Source organism: Neisseria sp. P0020.S005 (genome assembly GCF_051957055.1).
Classification (GTDB): domain Bacteria; phylum Pseudomonadota; class Gammaproteobacteria; order Burkholderiales; family Neisseriaceae; genus Neisseria; species Neisseria subflava_A.
Genome location: NZ_JBQCWV010000011.1, coordinates 39,298 through 59,632, shown reverse-complemented (window position 1 = coordinate 59,632; position 20,335 = coordinate 39,298). Strand labels below are relative to the sequence as shown.

Annotated in this window: 15 protein-coding genes; 10 read left to right on the top strand and 5 right to left on the bottom strand. The window is 48.2% G+C overall.

Annotation, left to right across the window (positions count from 1 at the left end):
• The first annotated feature begins 13 nt into the window (after positions 1-13).
• The 4 genes from ACTHTU_RS09355 to ACTHTU_RS09340 all read left to right on the top strand — a co-directional run bounded on the left by ACTHTU_RS09355 (position 14) and on the right by ACTHTU_RS09340 (position 3,325).
• Positions 14-958, top strand: coding sequence for a cation diffusion facilitator family transporter (locus ACTHTU_RS09355; RefSeq protein ID WP_440362384.1), 945 nt, complete (start codon positions 14-16; stop codon positions 956-958).
• 10 nt (positions 959-968) lie between these two features.
• Positions 969-1,292, top strand: a complete 324-nt coding sequence (locus ACTHTU_RS09350) for a hypothetical protein (protein WP_440362383.1) — start codon at positions 969-971, stop codon at positions 1,290-1,292.
• An 89-nt stretch (positions 1,293-1,381) separates the two neighbouring features.
• The gene (locus ACTHTU_RS09345; RefSeq protein ID WP_440362382.1) at positions 1,382-2,032 is read left to right on the top strand and encodes an HAD family hydrolase; all 651 of its coding nucleotides are present in this window, start codon (positions 1,382-1,384) and stop codon (positions 2,030-2,032) included.
• A gap of 99 nt (positions 2,033-2,131) precedes the next feature.
• A complete protein-coding gene (locus tag ACTHTU_RS09340) occupies positions 2,132-3,325 on the top strand; it encodes an amino acid aminotransferase (RefSeq protein WP_070588069.1) in 1,194 nt (397 codons plus the stop codon).
• A gap of 65 nt (positions 3,326-3,390) precedes the next feature.
• Here the strand turns inward: ACTHTU_RS09340 and ACTHTU_RS09335 are convergent, their stop codons facing one another.
• Positions 3,391-3,804: a YqaA family protein gene (locus ACTHTU_RS09335; RefSeq protein WP_049331084.1), complete on the bottom strand. Its 414-nt coding sequence runs from the start codon at positions 3,802-3,804 to the stop codon at positions 3,391-3,393.
• A gap of 275 nt (positions 3,805-4,079) precedes the next feature.
• On the opposite strand from ACTHTU_RS09335, the gene ACTHTU_RS09330 reads away from it, so the two are divergent.
• The 4 genes from ACTHTU_RS09330 (at position 4,080) to nth (ending at position 8,340) form a co-directional block, all read left to right on the top strand.
• Positions 4,080-5,303, top strand: coding sequence for a sugar MFS transporter (locus ACTHTU_RS09330; RefSeq protein ID WP_070583818.1), 1,224 nt, complete (start codon positions 4,080-4,082; stop codon positions 5,301-5,303).
• Between the two features lie 92 nt (positions 5,304-5,395).
• The gene (locus ACTHTU_RS09325) at positions 5,396-6,019 is read left to right on the top strand and encodes an alpha/beta fold hydrolase (RefSeq protein ID WP_293205324.1); all 624 of its coding nucleotides are present in this window, start codon (positions 5,396-5,398) and stop codon (positions 6,017-6,019) included.
• Between the two features lie 174 nt (positions 6,020-6,193).
• Positions 6,194-7,573, top strand: a complete 1,380-nt coding sequence (nhaC, locus tag ACTHTU_RS09320) for a Na+/H+ antiporter NhaC (protein ID WP_283121699.1) — start codon at positions 6,194-6,196, stop codon at positions 7,571-7,573.
• 137 nt (positions 7,574-7,710) lie between these two features.
• The gene (gene nth, locus ACTHTU_RS09315) at positions 7,711-8,340 is read left to right on the top strand and encodes an endonuclease III (protein ID WP_003685196.1); all 630 of its coding nucleotides are present in this window, start codon (positions 7,711-7,713) and stop codon (positions 8,338-8,340) included.
• A gap of 57 nt (positions 8,341-8,397) precedes the next feature.
• Here the strand turns inward: nth and putA are convergent, their stop codons facing one another.
• The 4 genes from putA to ACTHTU_RS09295 form a co-directional block, all read right to left on the bottom strand.
• Positions 8,398-12,006, bottom strand: coding sequence for a bifunctional proline dehydrogenase/L-glutamate gamma-semialdehyde dehydrogenase PutA (putA, locus tag ACTHTU_RS09310; RefSeq protein WP_440362381.1), 3,609 nt, complete (start codon positions 12,004-12,006; stop codon positions 8,398-8,400).
• A gap of 225 nt (positions 12,007-12,231) precedes the next feature.
• Positions 12,232-13,758, bottom strand: coding sequence for a sodium/proline symporter PutP (gene putP, locus ACTHTU_RS09305; RefSeq protein ID WP_070583822.1), 1,527 nt, complete (start codon positions 13,756-13,758; stop codon positions 12,232-12,234).
• Positions 13,759-14,213: 455 nt separating this feature from the next.
• Complete coding sequence (locus ACTHTU_RS09300) at positions 14,214-15,008, bottom strand: formate/nitrite transporter family protein (protein ID WP_070583823.1); 795 nt, start codon at positions 15,006-15,008, stop codon at positions 14,214-14,216.
• Positions 15,009-15,259: 251 nt separating this feature from the next.
• Positions 15,260-17,473 (bottom strand): RelA/SpoT family protein, encoded by a 2,214-nt coding sequence (locus tag ACTHTU_RS09295; protein WP_440362380.1) that lies wholly within the window; start codon positions 17,471-17,473, stop codon positions 15,260-15,262.
• 245 nt (positions 17,474-17,718) lie between these two features.
• On the opposite strand from ACTHTU_RS09295, the gene ACTHTU_RS09290 reads away from it, so the two are divergent.
• Both ACTHTU_RS09290 and ACTHTU_RS09285 read left to right on the top strand, forming a co-directional pair.
• A complete protein-coding gene (locus ACTHTU_RS09290; RefSeq protein ID WP_440362379.1) occupies positions 17,719-18,468 on the top strand; it encodes a hypothetical protein in 750 nt (249 codons plus the stop codon).
• A 39-nt stretch (positions 18,469-18,507) separates the two neighbouring features.
• The gene (locus tag ACTHTU_RS09285) at positions 18,508-20,334 is read left to right on the top strand and encodes a hypothetical protein (RefSeq protein WP_440362378.1); all 1,827 of its coding nucleotides are present in this window, start codon (positions 18,508-18,510) and stop codon (positions 20,332-20,334) included.
• Position 20,335 lies beyond the last annotated feature (1 nt).

Genomic DNA, 20,335 nt, shown 5'->3' with positions numbered 1-20,335 from the left:
CGGTAAAATTATCATGGCACATCATCACGATCATTCGCATGCGCACACGCATACCGCCAATAAGCAGGTATTGCGTATTTCCTTTTTCATCATTGCCGGATTTATGCTGGTTGAGGCGGTCGGCGGCTGGCTGACCAACTCTTTGGCTCTGCTTTCCGATGCGGGGCATATGTTCAGCGATGCGTTTTCTCTGGGCGTGGCATTATGGGCATTCAAGCTTGGCGAGAAACAGACCACGCTGCAAAAGACATTCGGTTATAAGCGTTTTGAAATTTTGACGGCGATGTTTAACGGATTGTCGCTGGTGTTGATTGCGGCGATGATTTTTTATGAAGCAGTCAAACGATTGTTTTATCCGCCGGAAATTTTGACGGGCGGCATGTTGGTGGTCAGTATCATCGGTTTGCTGGTCAACATCGGCGTCGCCGTTTATATGTTGAAAAATGGCGATACCGAAGAAAACGTCAATATGCGCGGCGCGTATCTGCACGTAATCAGCGATTTATTCGGCTCGATAGGGGCGATTGTCGCAGCGGTACTGATGATGGTGTATGGTTGGCAATGGGCGGATACGGTTGCCAGCGTATTGGTGGCGGCTTTGGTAGGGCGCAGCGGCTGGAAGCTGTTTAAACAGACTTTGCACATTTTGATGGAAGGCGCGCCGGAAAACATCCATACCGATGAGTTGCTCAGCGTTATCCGCAATACGGAAGGCGTAAAATCCGTTCACGACTTGCATGTTTGGACGATTGCCAGCAATATCCACGTTTTGTCCTGCCATATTGTCGTAGATGGCAACATGACGGTTGCAGAGTCCGAACAAATCGCCTACCGCATCGAACATGAATTGGCGCATCACAACATCAGGCATTGTACGATTCAGATTGAAAGCGAACAGCATCCGCATAAAGATGAAGTTTTGTGTTCGCAGGAAATGCACGAACACCATAATGAATAAGGAGGAAAAAATGGATAAGAAACAATTAGAGGCAGATTTTCATCATGCTATGTTAGAAATTTATGATTTGGCAAAGAAATTACCGACACCTTATAGGGCTACGCGGTTTAAGCAAATGGTAGATGAGTTGGGTGGTAAGGCTGCAGCCGATAAATTACTGGCTTCGCCAGATATTAGCCAAGGCTTAGGAGAACTATACCTTGCAGGCCAAGAAAAAGGATTAAAAATCAGCATGGAGTATTTAATTCTCCAAGAACGATGGTCACCGTTGTTCACAGAAGAACAGAAAAGCATTGCGCGTAAAAAATTAAAGCAATGCGGTTTAGATGTTTAAATCTTTGCTATCACCATTAACCATATTCAGGCCGTCTGAAACTTGTTGGATTGTTCAGACGGCCTTCTAAAATCATCAAAGGAACACTTATGACCCAAGCCATATTATTTGACCTTGACGGCACGCTTGCCGATACCGCACTCGATTTGGGTGGCGCGCTTAACACGGTATTGCGCCGACACGGTTTGCCAGAAAAAAGCATGGATGAAATCCGTCCGCAGGCCAGCCATGGTGCGAGCGGTTTGCTCAAGCTTGGTGCAGGCATTACGCCCGATCATCCGGACTATATGCAATGGCGCAAAGAGTTTTTGGATGAATATAGCCGCTGTTATGCCGATCAAACCATCTTGTTCGACGGCGTAAATGAAATGCTGGAGGCCTTAGTTCAACGCGGTATCCAATGGGGCATTATTACCAATAAGCCCATGCGTTTTACCGATGTCCTCGTGCCTAAGCTCGGGTTTACCGTGTCTCCTGCCGTCATTGTCAGTGGCGATACATGCGATGAATCCAAGCCCAGCGTGAAGCCTATGTTTTATGCGTGCGAACAGATTGGCGTTGAGGCGCAGCGATGTTTTTATGTCGGCGATGCAGAGCGCGATATGCAGGCAGGCAAAAATGCAGGCATGACAACCGTGCTTGCCGATTGGGGCTATATTTCTGCCGAAGACCAAACCAAAAACTGGCTTGCCGATTTTCGTATTGCCATGCCTTTGGATTTGTTGGCAATCTTGCGTTAAAACCCTGTAATAATCCGTTTTCAGACGGCCTGAAACGGCGTAAAATCGTACTAAGTTTGTATTTTTTCAACCGTTTTACTACTTGTAAAGAGAAAAATCATGTTCTTCAAGCATATCGAAGCTGCTCCTGCTGATCCGATTTTAGGTTTGGGCGAGGCGTTTAAAGCCGAAACCCGTCCGGAGAAAGTCAATCTCGGTATCGGCGTGTACAAAGACGCATCCGGCGCGACGCCTATTGTCAAAGCCGTCAAAGAGGCTGAAAAACGCCTGTTGGAAAGCGAAACAACCAAAAACTACCTGACCATCGACGGCGTTGCCGACTACAACGAGCAAACCCAAATTCTGCTGTTTGGCAAAGACCATGAAATCATCGCCAGCCGTCGCGCCAAAACAGCACAAAGCCTTGGCGGTACAGGCGCATTGCGCATTGCGGCCGAATTTGCCAAACGCCAGTTGAACGCGCAAACCATTTGGATTTCCAATCCGACTTGGCCTAACCACAACGCCATCGCCAAAGCGGTCGGTATCCAAGACAAACCTTATCGCTACTATGATGCTGCCAAACACGGTTTGGATTGGGACGGCATGATTGAAGACTTGAGCCAAGCGCAAAAAGGCGACATCGTCCTGCTGCACGGCTGCTGCCACAATCCTACCGGTATCGACCCTACGCCTGAACAATGGGAAACGTTGGCAAAACTTTCTGCCGAAAAAGGCTGGTTGCCACTGTTTGACTTTGCTTATCAAGGCTTCGGCAATGGCTTGGAAGAAGATGCCTACGGCTTGCGCGTGTTCTTGAAACACAATACAGAATTGCTGATTGCCAGCTCTTATTCCAAAAACTTCGGTATGTACAACGAGCGCGTCGGCGCGTTCACTTTGGTGGCCGAAGATGAAGAAACAGCAGCCCGCGCCCACAGCCAAGTCAAAACCATCATCCGTACCTTGTATTCCAACCCGGCTTCACACGGTGCGAACACCATTGCGCTGGTGTTGAAAAATGATGATTTGAAAGCACAATGGATTGCCGAACTCGATGAAATGCGCGGCCGCATCAAAGCCATGCGCCAAAAATTTGTCGAGTTGCTCAAAGCAAAAGGCGCAACTCAAGACTTTGATTTCATTATTGAACAAAACGGTATGTTCTCTTTCAGTGGTCTGACTCCCGAACAAGTTGACCGTTTGAAAAATGAGTTTGCCATTTATGCCGTCCGTTCCGGCCGCATCAACGTCGCCGGCATTACCGATGACAATATTGACTACCTGTGCGAAAGCATTGTGAAAGTCTTGTAATTGTTGAATTAAAGGCAAAGGCCGTCTGAATCATTCAGACGGCCTTTATTTTTGACTGTGGAAACTTATCCGGCAACTGCGTTCATTCCCCAATAAATCATGGCATAGCGCAGCAGTTTGCCTGCAATCAGAATGATGGCGCAATGCAAAGCATTAAGCCTGAGCCAGCCTGCGGCAAGGGGGAGGGCATCGCCGATAATCGGCAACCATGCAAATAATAGCGGCCAAATTCCCCATCTTTGTATACGCGCCAATACTTTTTCAGACGGCCTTTTCTTGGACGGAAACATTCTGCCCATGTAATACGAAACCATACTGCCCAAGCCATTCGCCAAACCGGCACATAAACATGCTCCGAGGGCATGTTGCGGATATTGGTACACAAATGCGGCGTATGCCGCCTCGGATGTACCCGGAAGTAGTGTGGCAGAAGTGAAGGCAGAAGCAATCAGGGCAAGGTAAGCGTAAAGAGGGGGCATATTTTGAGTTGTATCAATGAGTATTGTAAAAAAGAAATAACAAGCTTAATAAGAAGATTATGCCTTTATTTTTTTAATCTATTAAAAGATAAATCCAATATTATTAAATTTTTTACAATTAAACGGCTGAAGGATAATGTAGTCGGCTGTTAGAAAATAGTTTTCAAAGTGACGGATTATCAGTATGATACGGGCGGCTGTTAATGGGTGTTAAGTTTAATGAACTGATTTAAGCTCATTTTTCCAGCGAATCTTAACAAAACGAAAGGCAAATCATGTCTGCGCATTCACAACAAAATCATACTCCTGCGCTGGTCGTTCTGACCACACTCTTCTTCATGATGGGTTTCATTACCTGCATGAACGATATTTTGATTCCGCACCTGAAAGATATTTTCGAACTGACTTATGTTCAGGCGATGCTGATTCAATTCTGTTTCTTTACCGCTTACGCGATTATGTCGATCCCTATGGGTTATTTGGTCGGCAAAATCGGCTATAAAAACGGTGTAATCGGCGGTTTCGTATTGACTGCCATCGGCTGTCTGTTGTTCTATCCTGCCGCCGGCAGCCATTCTTATCCTACTTTCTTGGGTGCGCTGTTCATTTTGGCTTCAGGTGTAACGCTGTTGCAAGTGGCGGGTAACCCTTATGTGACCCTGCTGTCCAAACCAGGTAAAGAATCTGCAACACTGACTTTGGTTCAGGCATTCAACTCTTTGGGTACGACCATTGCTCCGCAAATCGGGGCATTCCTGATTTTGGCTGATGCGACACAAACTGTCAGCAAAGCCGAGCAAATTTCTTCTGTTCAAATTCCATATTTGGGTTTGGCAGGTTTGCTGATTATTTTGGCTGTGTTCGTCAAAATGATTCGTCTGCCTGATGCAAACAAAATTGCTGAAGAAGAGAGTGAACACAACCATGATGGTAAACACAGCGTATGGCAATACCGCCACTTGATTTTTGGTGCGGCCGGTATTTTCTGTTATGTTGGTGCAGAAGTATCTATCGGTTCTTTGTTGGTCAACGTGTTGGGTTACCTGAAAGGTTTGGACCACGCATCTGCTGCAAAATATCTGTCGTTCTACTGGGGCGGCGCGATGGTTGGTCGCTTCTTAGGCTCTGCCATCATGGCGAAAATTGCGCCTAACCGCTATTTGGCATTCAATGCTACCGCTGCTGTTGTCCTGTTGGGCGTAGCTATGTTGGCAGGTAAAGCCAGTGCAGATGTTGCGATGTGGGCATTGTTGGCCATCGGTTTCTTCAATTCCATCATGTTCCCAACGATTTTCTCTTTGGCAACCAAAGGTCTTGGCCGATTCACCAGCAGCGCTTCCGGCGTATTGTGTACTGCGATTGTCGGCGGTGCGATTGTGCCTGTGGTACAAGGTTGGGTAGCGGATACTCAAGGTCTGATGATTTCTTTCGTTGTATCAGCGATTTGTTACGTATACATCGTCTTCTTTGCTATAAAAGGCTACAAAGCTGACGAATAATTCATCATGATAAAAGGCCGTCTGAAACCTTATGGGATTTCAGACGGCCTTTTTACTTTGTGGCATAATGATTTAAATGACAGGAGGAAAAAATGGCCAAAATCATTTTGCTGCATGGCTTGCACATGCATTCGTGGGTCATGAGACCGCTGGCGTATTTGCTGGAACAAGAAGGTTTTGAAGTTGCTCTGTTCGATTATTACAGTGTTTTGCATTCGATGAACCGACATATTGAAGATTTGGCGCGATGGATTGATGAGAACCATGCTGATGAAACGCTGCACTTTGTCGGCCATAGTTTGGGCGGGTTGGTCTTACGCAATTTTGCGGCGGCATATCCGGATAAAGTCAGCGGCCGTATCGTTACAATGGGTACGCCACACCAAGGCAGCCGTGCCGCGCAGCGTGTGTTCAATATGGGTTTGCAAAAGCCTGTATTGGGCGGCTCGTATAAAGGCGCATTGGACGGCGGTATTCCTGAATTGCCAAAGGGTGTTGAGTTGGGCAGTATTGCCGGCAATAAACCGTATGGACTGGGCCGTGTTTTAGGTTTGCATGGCGAACATGATGGTACGGTTTTGGTCAGCGAAACGCATTGTCCGAATATGCGCGATCATGTCGTTTTGCCTATCAGCCATAGCGGTATGCTGTTTAACCGTAAAACGGTTGAGCAGGTGGTGGCATTTTTGCATGATGGACGTTTTAAAAAGCAATAAAATTTCATTTATTTTAAAGTATTTAATGTTAATAATTTAATATATTTTAAAGAAAGTGTCGCAGTTTTACTGAAGCTGTTTTTATAAAATAACAGGCAGGCCGTCTGAAAATCGGGTTTCAGACGGCCTGTTATGCTAAAATCTGTTAAATACTTATTAAAAAGGCAAAGAACAATGTTTGCTTTCAAATCCTTACTTAATATGCCGCGCTTTGAGGCCATCGCTGTGGCCTTGGCTTTGGTGGCGGCAATGGGTTACACGATTATTTCGCTTGAATGGCTGCCGCATATGTCGATTGTGACGGCGATTGTGGTCTTGCTGTTGTACGGTTTGATGCGCGGCTTGAAATATCAAGATATGCAAAACGGTATGATAGGCGCGGTCGGGCAGGGCATGGGTGCGATTTATCTGTTTTTCTTTATCGGTCTGATGGTCAGCGCGCTGATGATGAGCGGTGCGATTCCGACGCTGATGTATTACGGTTTCGGATTGATTTCGCCGACTTATTTTTACTTCTCAGCGTTTGCGCTTTGCTCGATCATCGGTATTTCCATCGGCAGTAGTTTGACGACTTGTGCGACTGTCGGTGTGGCATTTATGGGTATGGCGGCTGCGTTTCATGCCGATATGGCGATGACGGCAGGCGCGATTGTGTCGGGTGCGTTCTTCGGCGATAAAATGTCGCCGCTTTCCGATACGACCGGTATTTCTGCTTCGATTGTCGGCATTGATTTGTTCGAGCACATCAAAAACATGATGTACACCACTGTGCCTGCGTGGTTGATCAGTGCGGCGTTGATGTTGTGGCTCTTGCCCAATGTTGCCGCGCATGACATGAACAGCGTCGAAGCTTTTCGCGCGCAATTGGAAGCAACCGGTTTGGTGCATGCCTACTCGCTGATTCCGTTTGCCTTACTGGTTATCCTTGCCCTGATGCGCGTAAATGCCATTGTGGCTATGTTGTTTACCGTTGTGGTGGCGCTGATTGTGACTTACTTCCACAGTACGCCTGATTTGAAACAGCTGGGCGCGTGGTTTTACAGCGGATACAAACTCGAAGGCGAAGCATTTAAAGACATTGCCCGTTTGATTTCTCGCGGCGGCTTGGAAAGCATGTTCTTTACGCAAACCATTGTGATACTCGGCATGAGCTTGGGTGGCCTGTTGTTCAGCATTGGTGTGATTCCGTCTTTGCTGGAAGCCATTCGTGCGTTCCTGACCAATGCCGGACGCGCTACTTTCAGCGTGGCCATGACATCGGTCGGCGTCAACTTCCTGATTGGCGAGCAATATTTGAGTATCCTGCTTTCCGGCGAAACCTTTAAGCCGGTTTATGACAAGCTTGGTCTGCATTCGCGCAACCTTGCCCGTACGCTTGAAGATGCGGGTACGGTCATCAACCCGTTAGTGCCTTGGAGCGTCTGCGGCGTATTTATCAGCCATGCCTTGGGCGTGCCTGTTTGGGAATACCTGCCTTATGCCTTCTTCTGCTACTTGAGCTTGGCTCTGACGCTGGTGTTCGGCTGGACAGGGCTGACTTTGAGTAAGAAGTAAACAGCATTTAAAATAGCAATGCTTTTATAAAATCAGGCCGTCTGAAAACAATTTCAGACGGCCTTGTTTTACTTGAAGTAGCCGTATTAGCATGATTTCACTATAATTGCTGCGCCAATAAAAAAATAATCCAAATAATGAACAAACAAATCCGCCAAGAAATTTTCGAGCGTTTCCGCGCTGCCAATCCTCATCCGACTACCGAGTTGAATTTCAGCTCGCCGTTTGAGCTGCTGATTGCCGTTTTATTGTCTGCACAAGCAACTGATGTCGGCGTGAACAAAGCGACTGCCAAACTCTTTCCCGTTGCCAATACGCCGCAAGCCATGTTGGATTTGGGGCTGGACGGCGTGATGGAATACACCAAAACCATAGGCCTCTACAAAACCAAATCTAAACACATCATGCAGACTTGTCGTATTTTGCTGGAGAAATACAACGGCGAAGTACCTGCTGACCGCGAGGCTTTGGAATCTTTGCCCGGTGTTGGCCGTAAAACAGCCAATGTGGTGCTGAATACTGCATTCGGGCAACCTGTTATGGCGGTCGATACCCATATTTTCCGCGTTTCCAACCGTACCAAAATTGCTCCGGGCAAGGATGTGCGCGAAGTTGAAGACAAGCTGATGCGCTTTATTCCCAAAGAGTTTTTGATGGATGCCCATCACTGGTTGATTTTGCATGGCCGCTACACGTGTAAGGCTTTGAAACCGCAATGCAGCAAATGTTTGATTAACGATTTGTGCGAATATCCGGCAAAAATGTAAATAAAAAAACATAAAAAAGGCCGTCTGAATTTCAGACGGCCTTTGATTTGGCTACGATTAGTCGGCAACTGCCATCAGGCTGGCGTTACCACCAGCAGCGGTAGTATTGATACTGCAAGAGATTTCTTCAAATACTTGCAGAATGTCCAGACCTTGTTCGGAAGGCAGGATGCGGATGAGCGCACCGTCGCGGCCGGCCAACTCTTGTTTGCGCTCGCTGCTCAAAGGCTCGATAGCGGCAACATGGCTGATGCCTGCGTTTTCAGGTTTGCTGTTGACTTGCAACAAACCGTCCAAATCGGCTGAGTAGGAAGCCAACGGGCTGTTAGGCTCAACAACTGTTTGGATGCCTGCGGCTGCCAGCTCGGTCAGGGCAGAGAAGGCTTGCAGCAGATTGCCGCCATGTACCCAAACACGTTTTGGAGAGCGCCAGCTCAATGAGTTGCGTTCGCCGGTCGGGCCGACCAATACGGTTTCGGCTTTGCGCAGGGTACGGACGCGGGCGTGACCCAAAGCTGCGGCTGCGGCTTTTTTCTCTTCTGCGTTAAACGGCAGTTTGTGAACCAGGGTTTCCAAACGTTTGAGTGCGTCTTCGTCTGCTTGACCGATTCGGCTGAGGGTTGGGGCAACCCATTCAGGAGTACGAACCAGGCGTTGCAGATAGAATGAACCGCCTGCTTTTGGACCGGTACCGGACAAGCCGTGACCGCCGAAAGGTTGTACGCCGACAACGGCACCAACGATGTTGCGGTTGACGTAGATGTTACCGGCTTCGATGCGGTCGCGGATATGGTCGACAGTGCCTTCGATACGGCTGTGTACACCGCTGGTCAAAGCATAGCCTTTGGCGTTGATTTGGTCGATGAGTTGATCCAATTCGCTGGCGCGGTAGCGGACAACGTGCAATACAGGACCGAACACTTCGCGTTGCAACTCGTTCAAGTTGTTCAATTCAAACAGGATTGGACGAACAAAAGTAGAGTTGTTGCTATCAACGTCGGCAGCAGTTTTGACTTCGTGGTAAGCCTTCGCTACGCCTTTCATTCGGTTGATGTGGGCCAACAGGTTTTGTTGGGCTTCTGCATCGATGACAGGGCCGATGTCTGTGGTCAGTTGGGTCGGTTTGCCGACAACCAATTCGTCCATTGCGCCTTTGATGATGTTGACCATTTTATCGGCAACATCTTCTTGAACGCACAAGATACGCAGAGCGGAACAACGTTGGCCAGCGCTGTCGAAGGCAGAGTTCAATACGTCGAGGCAGACTTGTTCCGGCAGGGCGGTAGAGTCCACAATCATCGCGTTTTGACCACCGGTCTCAGCAATCAGGACAGGGTTGTCGTCGCGTTTGGACAGTGCTTTGTTAATCAGGCGCGCTACTTCGGTAGAACCGGTGAAGATCACGCCGCCAATGCGGGCATCGCCGGTCAAGGCAGAGCCGACATCGCCTGCGCCGAGTACGAGTTGCAGTGCAGAAGTCGGAATACCGGCTTGATGCATCAGGGAAACGGCGTAAGTAGCAATCAGGCTGGTTTGTTCGGCAGGTTTGGCGATAACGGTGTTACCGGCTGCCAATGCAGAAACCACTTCGCCGGTAAAGATGGCCAATGGGAAGTTCCATGGGCTGATGGCAACGATTGCGCCGACAGCTTTGGCATCTTTAGGCAGGGTGTTTTCAGATTCGTTGGCATAGTAGCGGCAGAAGTCAACGGCTTCACGTACTTCGGCAACGGCGTTGTTCAAGGTTTTACCGGCTTCGCGGACGGCCAGCATCATCAATGCAGGCGTGTGTTGTTCCAACAAATCGGCAAAACGGCGCAGGCAGTTGGCGCGTTCTGAAGCAGGTTTGGCGCCCCACTCCGGCAGGGCGGCAACGGCTGCACCAATGGCTTCTTGAGCCAATGCCGCATCGGCAAAGCTGACAGTGCCGACAACATCGTTGTGGTCTGCAGGGTTGCGGACGAGTTGAGCTTCGCCCACGTTACGCGCTTCGCCATTGACGATAGACGCGGCGTGGAAGTCTTCGGAAGAAGCTTGGTTGAGTTTTTCTTGCAGGTTTTGCAATACGTTTTCGTTGCTGAAATCGACGCCTTGGGAGTTCAGACGGCCTTTGCCATACAAATCGCGCGGCAGAGGCAATGCCGGATGCAAGTGGATGCCTTGTTCGGCGATGGTGTCGAACGGGCTCTTAATCAGGCGGTCGATGCTGATGTTTTCGTCAACGATTTGGTTTACGAAAGAAGAGTTCGCACCGTTTTCCAACAGGCGTCGTACCAAGTAGGCAAGCAGGGTTTCGTGTGTACCGACCGGGGCATACACGCGTACGCGGCGGCCTAAGTTTTGCGGGCCGACCACTTGGTCGTACAGGGTTTCGCCCATGCCGTGCAGACATTGGTGTTCGAAGTCTTTGCCTTTACCCATTTGGTAGATTGCGCCCAAAGTGTAGGCGTTGTGGGTGGCAAATTGTGGGAACACGGCATCTTGCGCATCCAAGAGTTTGCGTGCGCAGGCGAGGTAGGAGATGTCGGTGTGGACTTTACGGGTGTAAGTCGGATAGCCTTCCATGCCGTCTACTTGAGCCCATTTCACTTCGCTGTCCCAGTATGCGCCTTTAACCAAACGGATCATCAGTTTTTGGTTGTTGCGGCGGGCCAGGTCGATCAGATAGTCGATAACGAACGGGCAACGTTTTTGGTAGGCCTGAACAACGAAACCGATACCTTTGTAGCCGGCCAAGTCAGGGTCTGAAACCAAAGCTTCCATCAAGTCCAAAGATAATTCGAGACGGTTGGCTTCTTCGGCGTCGATGTTGATACCGATATCGTATTTTTTACCCAAAAGGAACAATTCTTTCAGGCGCGGCAACAGTTCGCTCATCACGCGTTCGTGTTGGGCGCGTGAGTAGCGTGGGTGGATGGCGGAAAGTTTAACGGAAATACCGTTGCCTTCGTAAACACCTTGGCCTGCGGCATCTTTACCGATGGCATGAATGGCTTGAACGTAGTCGTTGTAGTAGCGGTTGGCATCTTCTTCGGTGTATGCGGCTTCACCCAACATATCGAAAGAGAAGCGGTAACCCATTTTCTCGCGCTCTTTACCGTTTTGCAGCGCTTCTTCAATGGTTTGGCCGGTTACGAACTGTTTGCCCAACAGGCGCATTGCGTAGTTCACACCTTGACGGATCAGAGGCGCGCCACCTTTGCTGATCATGCGGCTCAGTGCAGAACCCATGTTTTTTTCAGAAGTGTTGGTGGTTAGTTTGCCGGTAATCAACAGACCCCATGCAGCCGCGTTAACGAAGAGGGAAGGGCTGTTGTTCAAGTGGCTTTTCCAGTTGCCTTCGGAGATTTTATCGGCAATCAGGCGGTCGCGGGTGGCATTGTCCGGAATACGCAGCAGGGCTTCGGCCAGACACATCAGTGCAACACCTTCTTCACTGGAGAGAGAGAACTCGTGCATCAAGGCATCTACGCCGCTTGCTTTGGTGCGGCTGGAGCGGACTTGAGTAACCAAACGACGGGCAAGCTCGGAGGCAGCATTGCGCTCTTCGTCGGTCATCTGTGCACGTTGCAACATATCCTGAACGGCTTCGATTTCATCGCGGCGGTAGGCATCAGTTACAGCTTGGCGCAGAGGAGTTTGTGTTGGAAAAGCGAAGTTAAACATTATTTATGTTCTCCAAAGGTTTTTTTCATGGTTTCAGACGGCCTGACTTTAAGACTGCTAAAACAGACATTCTGAAGGATAGTAATATCGTAATAAAATTATGATGCGGATACAAGATGTATCCGCATAAATTGCTGTTTTTTCTGATAAGGCTCAGATTATTTTGAAACAGTTTATTTCGTAAAGACGGCCTGCACCGAATCATGCAGGCCGTCTGAAAACGTCTTATTTAGAAGCGCGGTATTCTGCGTCTGCTTTTTCGAAACGTTCTTGCAATTCGCGTGAAGGTTTTTTGTCGATCAGGGACACCAAAACAATCACGAGGAAACAAGCGATGAAGCCGGGAACGATTTCATAGACAGTAGCGAAACCTGTTTCTTGTGCGGCTAAAGCAGGTTTTTTGATCCACTCAGCCCAAACTACTACAGTCAGTGCACCTGCAATCATGCCGGAGAGTGCGCCGTAGGCAGTAATGCGTTTCCACAGTACAGACAGGATAACAACCGGACCGAATGCGGCACCAAAACCTGCCCATGCGTAAGCCACCAAGCCCAATACTTTGCTGTTAGGATCAGAAGCAATCAGGATGGAAATCACGGCAATCGCCAAAACCATCAGACGGCCAATCCATACCAACTCGGCTTGTTGTGCTTTTTTACGCAGGAAGCCTTTGTAGAAGTCTTCGGTAATCGCGCTGGAGCAAACCAACAATTGGCAAGACAGAGTGGACATTACGGCGGCGAGAATCGCGCTCAAGATGATACCGGCAATCCAAGGGTTGAAGAGCAGGGTAGCCAAAGCGATGAAGATACGTTCGTGGTTGCCGTTCATTTCTTCAACGTGAGCAGGGTTGGCACCGAAGTAGGCGATACCGAAGTAGCCGACAGCCACAGCACCGGCCATACACAGAATCATCCAAGTCATGCCGATACGGCGTGCAGAAACCAGAGATTTAGCGCTTTCGGCAGCCATGAAACGGGCCAAAATGTGTGGTTGGCCGAAATAGCCCAAGCCCCAAGCGGCGGTAGAGATAATGCCGATGAAAGTAGTACCGGCAAACAGGCTGCCGTATTCTTTACCGGTAGAGGCGGCAACTTGTTGGATGGCCGCATTCATTTGATCTGCACCGCCCAAACCCAAATACACCATTATAGGAGTCAGTACCAATGCAAAAATCATCAAAGAAGCTTGCAGGGTATCGGTCCAGCTTACGGCCAAGAAACCGCCCAAGAAAGTGTAGGCGATGGTTGCGCCGGCACCCAGCCACATGGCTTGAGTGTAAGACAGATCGTGGAACAGGCTTTGGAATAGGGTAGCACCGGCTACGATGCCTGAAGCACAGTAAATAGTGAAGAAGAACAAGATAATCAGTGCAGAAACCACTTTCATCAAGTGACCGCCGGCACCGAAGCGGTGGAAGAAGTAATCAGGAAGCGTCAGCGCGTTGTTGGCGTATTCGGTATGTACGCGCAGACGGCCTGCGACCAAAAGCCAGTTGAGGTATGCACCTACAATCAGACCAATGGCAATCCAAGCTTCATTCAAACCGCTCAGGTAAATGGCACCTGGCAAGCCCATCAAAAGCCAGCCTGACATATCGGAAGCACCGGCAGACATCGCGGTCACGAACGGACCCAAGCTGCGGCCGCCGAGGATGTAGTCATCGAAGTTTCGTGTTGAAAAATAGGCGGCCAGGCCGATCAGTAATACGGCGACCAAATAGATCGCGAAAGTGATATACATGGGATTCATGTACTTATTCCTCATCTAACTTATAAATACGGGTTTTGAAATTGCAAACAATTCGTACCCAAACTTTTTTCTAATAAAAATACAGCTTAAAAATCCTGTTTTTCACGAGAGAGTCAGGATAAATTATTTTCAAATACAATAGGATATGTAACCAATCCATATTAAATTGTAAATAATTAAATTCAGAATACAGTAAATTTTTTGTTTTGCAAAGTACGGAACACGGGCTTTATGAAAAATCGTAGCGCTTTTGAGGGGAAGTCATTTGAAAACAAAAGATTGCAAAAATTATCTTAAATTGGAGAAAAGGAAAGACAATGAAACTATCTTTCCTATAAATGAAACGTTACGCAGAGTAAAAGCGTAATTATGCGACAGAAACGAGCCGTTCAGACGGCCTGATAACGGCACTATCCCGTATTTTTGATGAATACGGGGTAGTGAGTCAGCTTGAACTAAATAGAAAAATCGTCTTTTAACAAATGTTTATAAGCGAAAAGATAGAAAGCGGCAACAAAAGACGATCCGCCGAGGACGTTGCCTAAGAAGACAGGAATCATATTGTAGAAAAATTGACCCCAGCTGACATTTGCACCCGCCCAAATACCGGCCGGAATGATGAACATATTGGCAACAAAGTGTTGGAAACCGATTAACACGAAGATCATGACCGGAAACCAAGTTGCCAAAATGCGGCCTGAAGTATGGCGTGAACCGAAATAGAACCAAATACCCATGCACACCATCCAGTTACATGCGATAGCGGAGACGAATGCACGGCCAAAGTCCATATTAACTTTGGCTTCGGCGATGGCAATGGTTTTAGCCGCAGCCGCTCCCTCTGCCAGGCCGACATAGTGGCCGAGGAAATAGGCCATGGCAACGGCGCCTGCCAGATTGCCCAAGCTGACGATGAGCCAGTTGCGTACCAGTTTGTAAGTGCTGACGCGGCCGGTCAATCGGCCCAAAGCCATAATCATCATATTGCCTGTTGCCAGCTCGCCGCCGCCGATTAAGATACAAATCAGTGCAATCGGGAATACGGACGCGCCCAAAAGGGCGGCTAGGCCGTTCCATTCGGCCGGAATGCCACTGATGACGCGCAGGCAGGCAAGATAGCCGAAGCCGACATAGCCGCCGCCTAAAAAACTCAAAATCACCAACATTTTGATGCTGAACTCAGACTTGGCGCAGCTCTTGCCGATGGCTTCCTGCAAAATCTCGTGAGGGTACAAATCTCGTGTATTCATGAGGCTCTCTTAAATTGGAAATATCTTGTTTATCATGAGGATAATAAGTTTGCCTGAGAATGATGCCGGTAGGAAATAACGACTGGTTGTAAGGATAGAAGAGGGGGTTATATATTGAAGCGGCTAAGGCTGCGGCTGACTTTTTAAGAAAGATAAGTTGAAGCGTTGAGATATTGGTGTGTTAAAAACTTAAAAGGCCGTCTGAAAAAGTTGCTTTCAGACGGCCTTTGGATTTGCTTGGTGAGTTAGAACTACAAGCGCGTTACGCTTAAAACGCCTTTGATGTCGCCCAGACTGGCTAATACGCGCGGCAGGTCGTTGACTTGGCGGACTTCAAGGGTAAAGCGCATACTGGCTTCCAAATCGCGCGATTGGGTTTGCACTGCGGTAACGTTGAGTTTATGACGCGCCAGTGCATCCGAAACGTCGCGCAGCAAACCGGAGCGGTCTTGGGCGCGGATTTCGACATCGACGGCAAACACTTGTCCTTCTTGCAAGGCTGCCCAGCTGGCATTCAAGACTTTTTCCGGCGCCTGTTCGGCAAGGTGGCGGAAAGAAGGGCAGGTGCAGCGGTGGACGGAAATGCCGCGGTCGCGTGTAACGAAGCCGATAATATCGTCAGGAGGTGCCGGTTTGCAGCATTTGGCAAGCGTGGTCATCAGGCCGTCTTCGCCGTCAATCAAAATGCCGTTTTTGCCGCCTTTTTTGATTTTGGACTGCTTGACGATATTGGTTTCATCAATCGGCACGGGAGGCGGTTCATTCAGCGCGCCGCAGGCTTTGTGGATGGCGCGGTTGGAAACTTCGCCCTGACCGATGGCCGTATAGAGTTCGTCGGTTTTTTTGAAGCCGAGTTTTTCCGCCAATGCTTGCAGATTGGGTTTGGGGAAGATTTTTGACAACTGTTTGTCCAACTGGGCGCGGCCTTCTTCGCGCACGGTATCTGCATTTTGCTGGCGGATATAGGCACGGATTTTGCTGATGGCGCGGTTGGATTTGACCCAGCCTTCGTAGAGCCAGTTGACGGAAGGATTTCCCTCTTTGGCGGTAATGATTTCAACGCGTTGACCGTTTTCCAAAGGCGTGGACAGCGGCACGATTTGTCCTTCAACTTTTGCACCGCGGCAACGGTCGCCCACGCTGCTGTGCAGGGCATAGGCAAAGTCGATGGGGGTAGCGCCCGTAGGCAGGGAGAGGACTTTGCCGTGTGGGGTCAAAACATAAATCGTATCGTTAAACAGCTCGGTTTTAAAGGCGGCGGCAAGGTCTTCTTTGCCGCTTTCAGCCATGTTTTCGCGCCAGTCTAGGAGTTGGCGCAACCAGGCGATTTTCTGTTCGTAGGCGGAATCACCCTTGCCACCTTCTTTATAACGCCAGTGGGCGGCAACACCGAATTCGTTGAATTGGTGCATGTCGAAGGTGCGGATTTGGACTTCCACGCCTTTGTCTTCCGGGCCGATGATGACGGTGTGCAAACTTTTATAGCCGTTGCCTTTCGGGTTGGCGATATAGTCGTCAAACTCGCCCGGAATCGGCTGCCAGAGGCTGTGGACAATGCCCAGCGTGGTGTAACACTCGGGAATGGTGTCCACCAAAATCCGTACGGCGCGGATGTCGAACAAACCGTCGAAAGTAAGCTTTTTCTTCACCATTTTTTTGTAAATGGAGTAGATGTGCTTCGGTCTTCCGGCAACTTCAAAATGAATATTGTATTTTTTCAGTTCCGTACGCAGGATATTGAGGAAGTTTTCGATGTATTCGAGGCGCTCAGTGCGTTTTTCGTCCAAAAGTAGGGCGATTTCGCGGTATTTTTCCGGCTCTTGATGGCGGAAGCCCAAATCTTCGAGCTGCCATTTGAGTTGCCACACGCCCAAGCGGTTGGCGAGCGGGGCAAAAATGTCGAGGGTTTCTTTGGCAACGGCGCGCTTTTCAGGATTGTCGGGAACGTTGCTTAAAAATTGCAGGGTGCGCGTACGCATCGCCAGTTTGATCAGGACGACGCGGATATCGGTAACCATCGCCAACAGCATTTTGCGCATGGTTTCGGCCTGTTGGCCGCGTTCTTCCGGCGTGGCAAGGCTGTCCACGCGTGCGAATTGGGTCAGTTTCTGTACTTCGTCCACGCCTTTGACCAGCTCGCAAACGGTACTGTTGCAGCGTTCGGTAACCAATTCGCGCCAAGTGGGAACGTATTTGCCGATGTCGGACAAAATCGTAGCCGCCACGGCATCGGGCAATAAGTCGAGTTCGCTGACGATTTGCATCGAGCCGAGAAAATGTTCCATTAAAGGCTCGCCGTAAGTCGTTAGGGCATCGGCAGGATAATGTTCTTTAGACAGGTCAAAGGCCGTCTGAATTAGGTTTTTATCGGGATCAGGCAGCGCGGCAACATAGCCGTCGAACCAAGCGAGGAGGCCTTCCAGCGTTGCACTCGATGTTTGGGGCGTTTGGCGAATAGTGGTCATGGCGTGCGTTTTTTCTTTTTGATAAAAACGTTGCCATTGTAACAGTTTATTGCCGACAGCCCTAGATTTGTATGCGAATGCGGCACTATGTTTCAGGAAGCCTTGTTTCAGACGGCCTGGGCTACCCAACTTGCAATAACATATAAACATCAAAATAAAACAAACAATTAGCGTGTAAATGTGCTTGCAGTGAAAAAATATTGGGAATAATATCAAAGCAAGTAATAATTTTTATCAAGAAGGAGATGAGTGTGAAATTTTTAGCTGCTTTGCTGTGGCCGGCCATGTTGCTGCCCATTTTGTCTCATGCTGATAGCGGCATTCAGACGGTCTCTGTTTCTCAAGCATATGCGGATGACGCAACGGGCTGCGAGCAGCTTTATCCTGTAAATAGCTTCGAGAGTTTGTTCAGGCAGATGGCAGGCACGCTGCGCAGCACCTGTTTGCTTGATATGCCGCCTGAAGATTTAGCGAAAAAGTGGCAGATTCCCGTGTACCGGCGCTATGTGCGGCTTTCCGGCCGTTTGCGGCCTGACGGAGAAAAACAGGCGGTACTCAGATGGAAAGACAAGGCAGAGCGGCAGAAATGGCTCAAACACAGGCGGCGTAAGCTAAAACGGCCGACCGACGGCTTTACGGTAGTGCATCAGACCAACTACGACGGCAGCACTTTTTTAGAAATCGAAGCAACGCCTGATTATTTAAAGCATTACCGTTCGCTGTTTCCTGACAACCGTTATCCCGAGGATTTGCCCCTGCCAAGAATTGCTTTGCATCCAATGTTTAGGCCTATACTTTGTTCTGATTCTGCTGTAAGTTTTGAAAAATCATTAGAGGCTATTGACAACAACGGTCATATTAAGGATTTTCATGCAAGATTGTCTATTAAAGATAGTGTATCTCTATACTTTATGCATGATAACCAAGAAAATATGAGATGTAGCAAGGAAATATCTTATATTCAATATGAAAAAAATTATTTTATCACCAATTAAAATTAAAAATTTACTCTAACAATTAATAGGAGAATTATTATGGCAACAGTTCAAAATGCACAAATCCGGCAGCATTTTATTCGCATGGGCATGCCTAAAAAGGAGATTGATAGCATCATGCGGGATAATGTTATTATGCAAAAGACTCATATTTTTATCAATAAATGGGGGCTATCAAGTATTCGTGTCGATCATCATGTTCCAGCCACTTATACAACGAGAAAATTAAAAGGAGACATTGAATACCGTGAGATGGTATTTGGAAAAGATTATCTTACGGCTTCTGATTATGCCCATGAAATCGAGCATGGTATTTCTGATACTCTTTATAGACTAGATCTTGCTGATGAGAGAAATCCAACAAAAAACCTTACTGCAAATGAGTATGCCCGCCGTCTTTTGTATGAAGAAGGAAAAGCCGAATACAACCGTTTTCAGTTTGATTTGCGGAACAATCCCAAAGAAACCAAATACGGATCGGATACGGCAGCAATCAAGGCGATGAACCAGCAACAGGCTGTTGATTATTTTGCCCATAAAATGAAAACCCAAAACCCCAGCGGCCAGCCCAGCCATACTTATTGGACATGGGCGAAATCTATATTCCTTGAGGAAACCAATCCAAACCTGCTAAACGGTAAAACTCCGGCCGAAAAGCAAAAAATTCTGCAATCAGGAATGGATGAAGCAGCGCCTGACCATCCCAACAGACTGTTTGGCGTAGGTGACGAGCGGGTTCGCTTTCAGAAAACCGATCCAAATATGCCGCTTAGTCTGATGCCGATGATGGCGCGTGGAAATCCTACGCTGATGGTGGTATTTGTACCTGCCAACAGCCGTTTGGCAGACGGTACGGTAACGACGGCTGCAAGAACAGCGTTATATTATTCTTCAGGCGGAAAGCAGGGGGCGATTGAATTCGGTATCGGCAGCGCGGGCAAGAGTGTCAGCTTCAACGATAATTTAGTAAATTACTCAAAAAGTGCGTATGCGGCACTGATTACTTCAGCCAGTAGGCTTCATTCCAATGCAGTGAACCGCTTGGCTACTTTGGTCGAACAGCAAAAATCTGAACAGGCATCAGGAAAAGGCAAAGAAATTCATAATGAAAACGAAGCTTTGAAAGCTTTGCAGGATTTACTGAACAAAGCCAATATTTCACTTGATTTGCAGGGCGGAGTGGATAATCTTCAGCAGAATTTTGACCAAATTGCCAAAAATTACCATACTCCTCTTGCTATCGAGCTGTATGGAGAAGAGTTGCTCACGACTTCGGTGGAGGATGGAGTGAGTTTTGATATGGATGGCGACGGGATGGCCGAACAGACGGCTTGGCTCAAAAAAGGCAGCGGTTTTTTGGTTTGGGATAAAAATGGAGACGGCATGGTAAACGACGGAACGGAGATGTTTGGTGAGGCAACAGTTATGTCTGACGGCAAGCGCGCAGAAAACGGCGTAGAAGCTTTGAAAGATTTGGACAGCGACAATAATAATATCATTAATCAATATGATGAATTGTGGGGCGAGCTAAGAATCTGGCATGACGAAAACAGTAACGGGAAAACGGAGGAAGGAGAGCTTTCTCTATTGTCCGACTGGGATATCCAGTCGATCTCTTTGGATTTTGCAAAAATCAATCTGAAAGATGAAGCCGATAATAAAATATTATTTGAATCAGAAGTGGTTTTGGAAAACGGGGAAAGGCGTAAGGTTGCCGATATTGATTTCCAAAACGACAAAGGAATTTACAATGAGTTGGCAGGTGAAATTTCAGCAGAGACAGCCGCTGATGTCGTGTATCCGACGGAAATTTCAACATCGGTTATACTGCCCGGAGACAATACTGCATATATCCCGGCCGTATAAA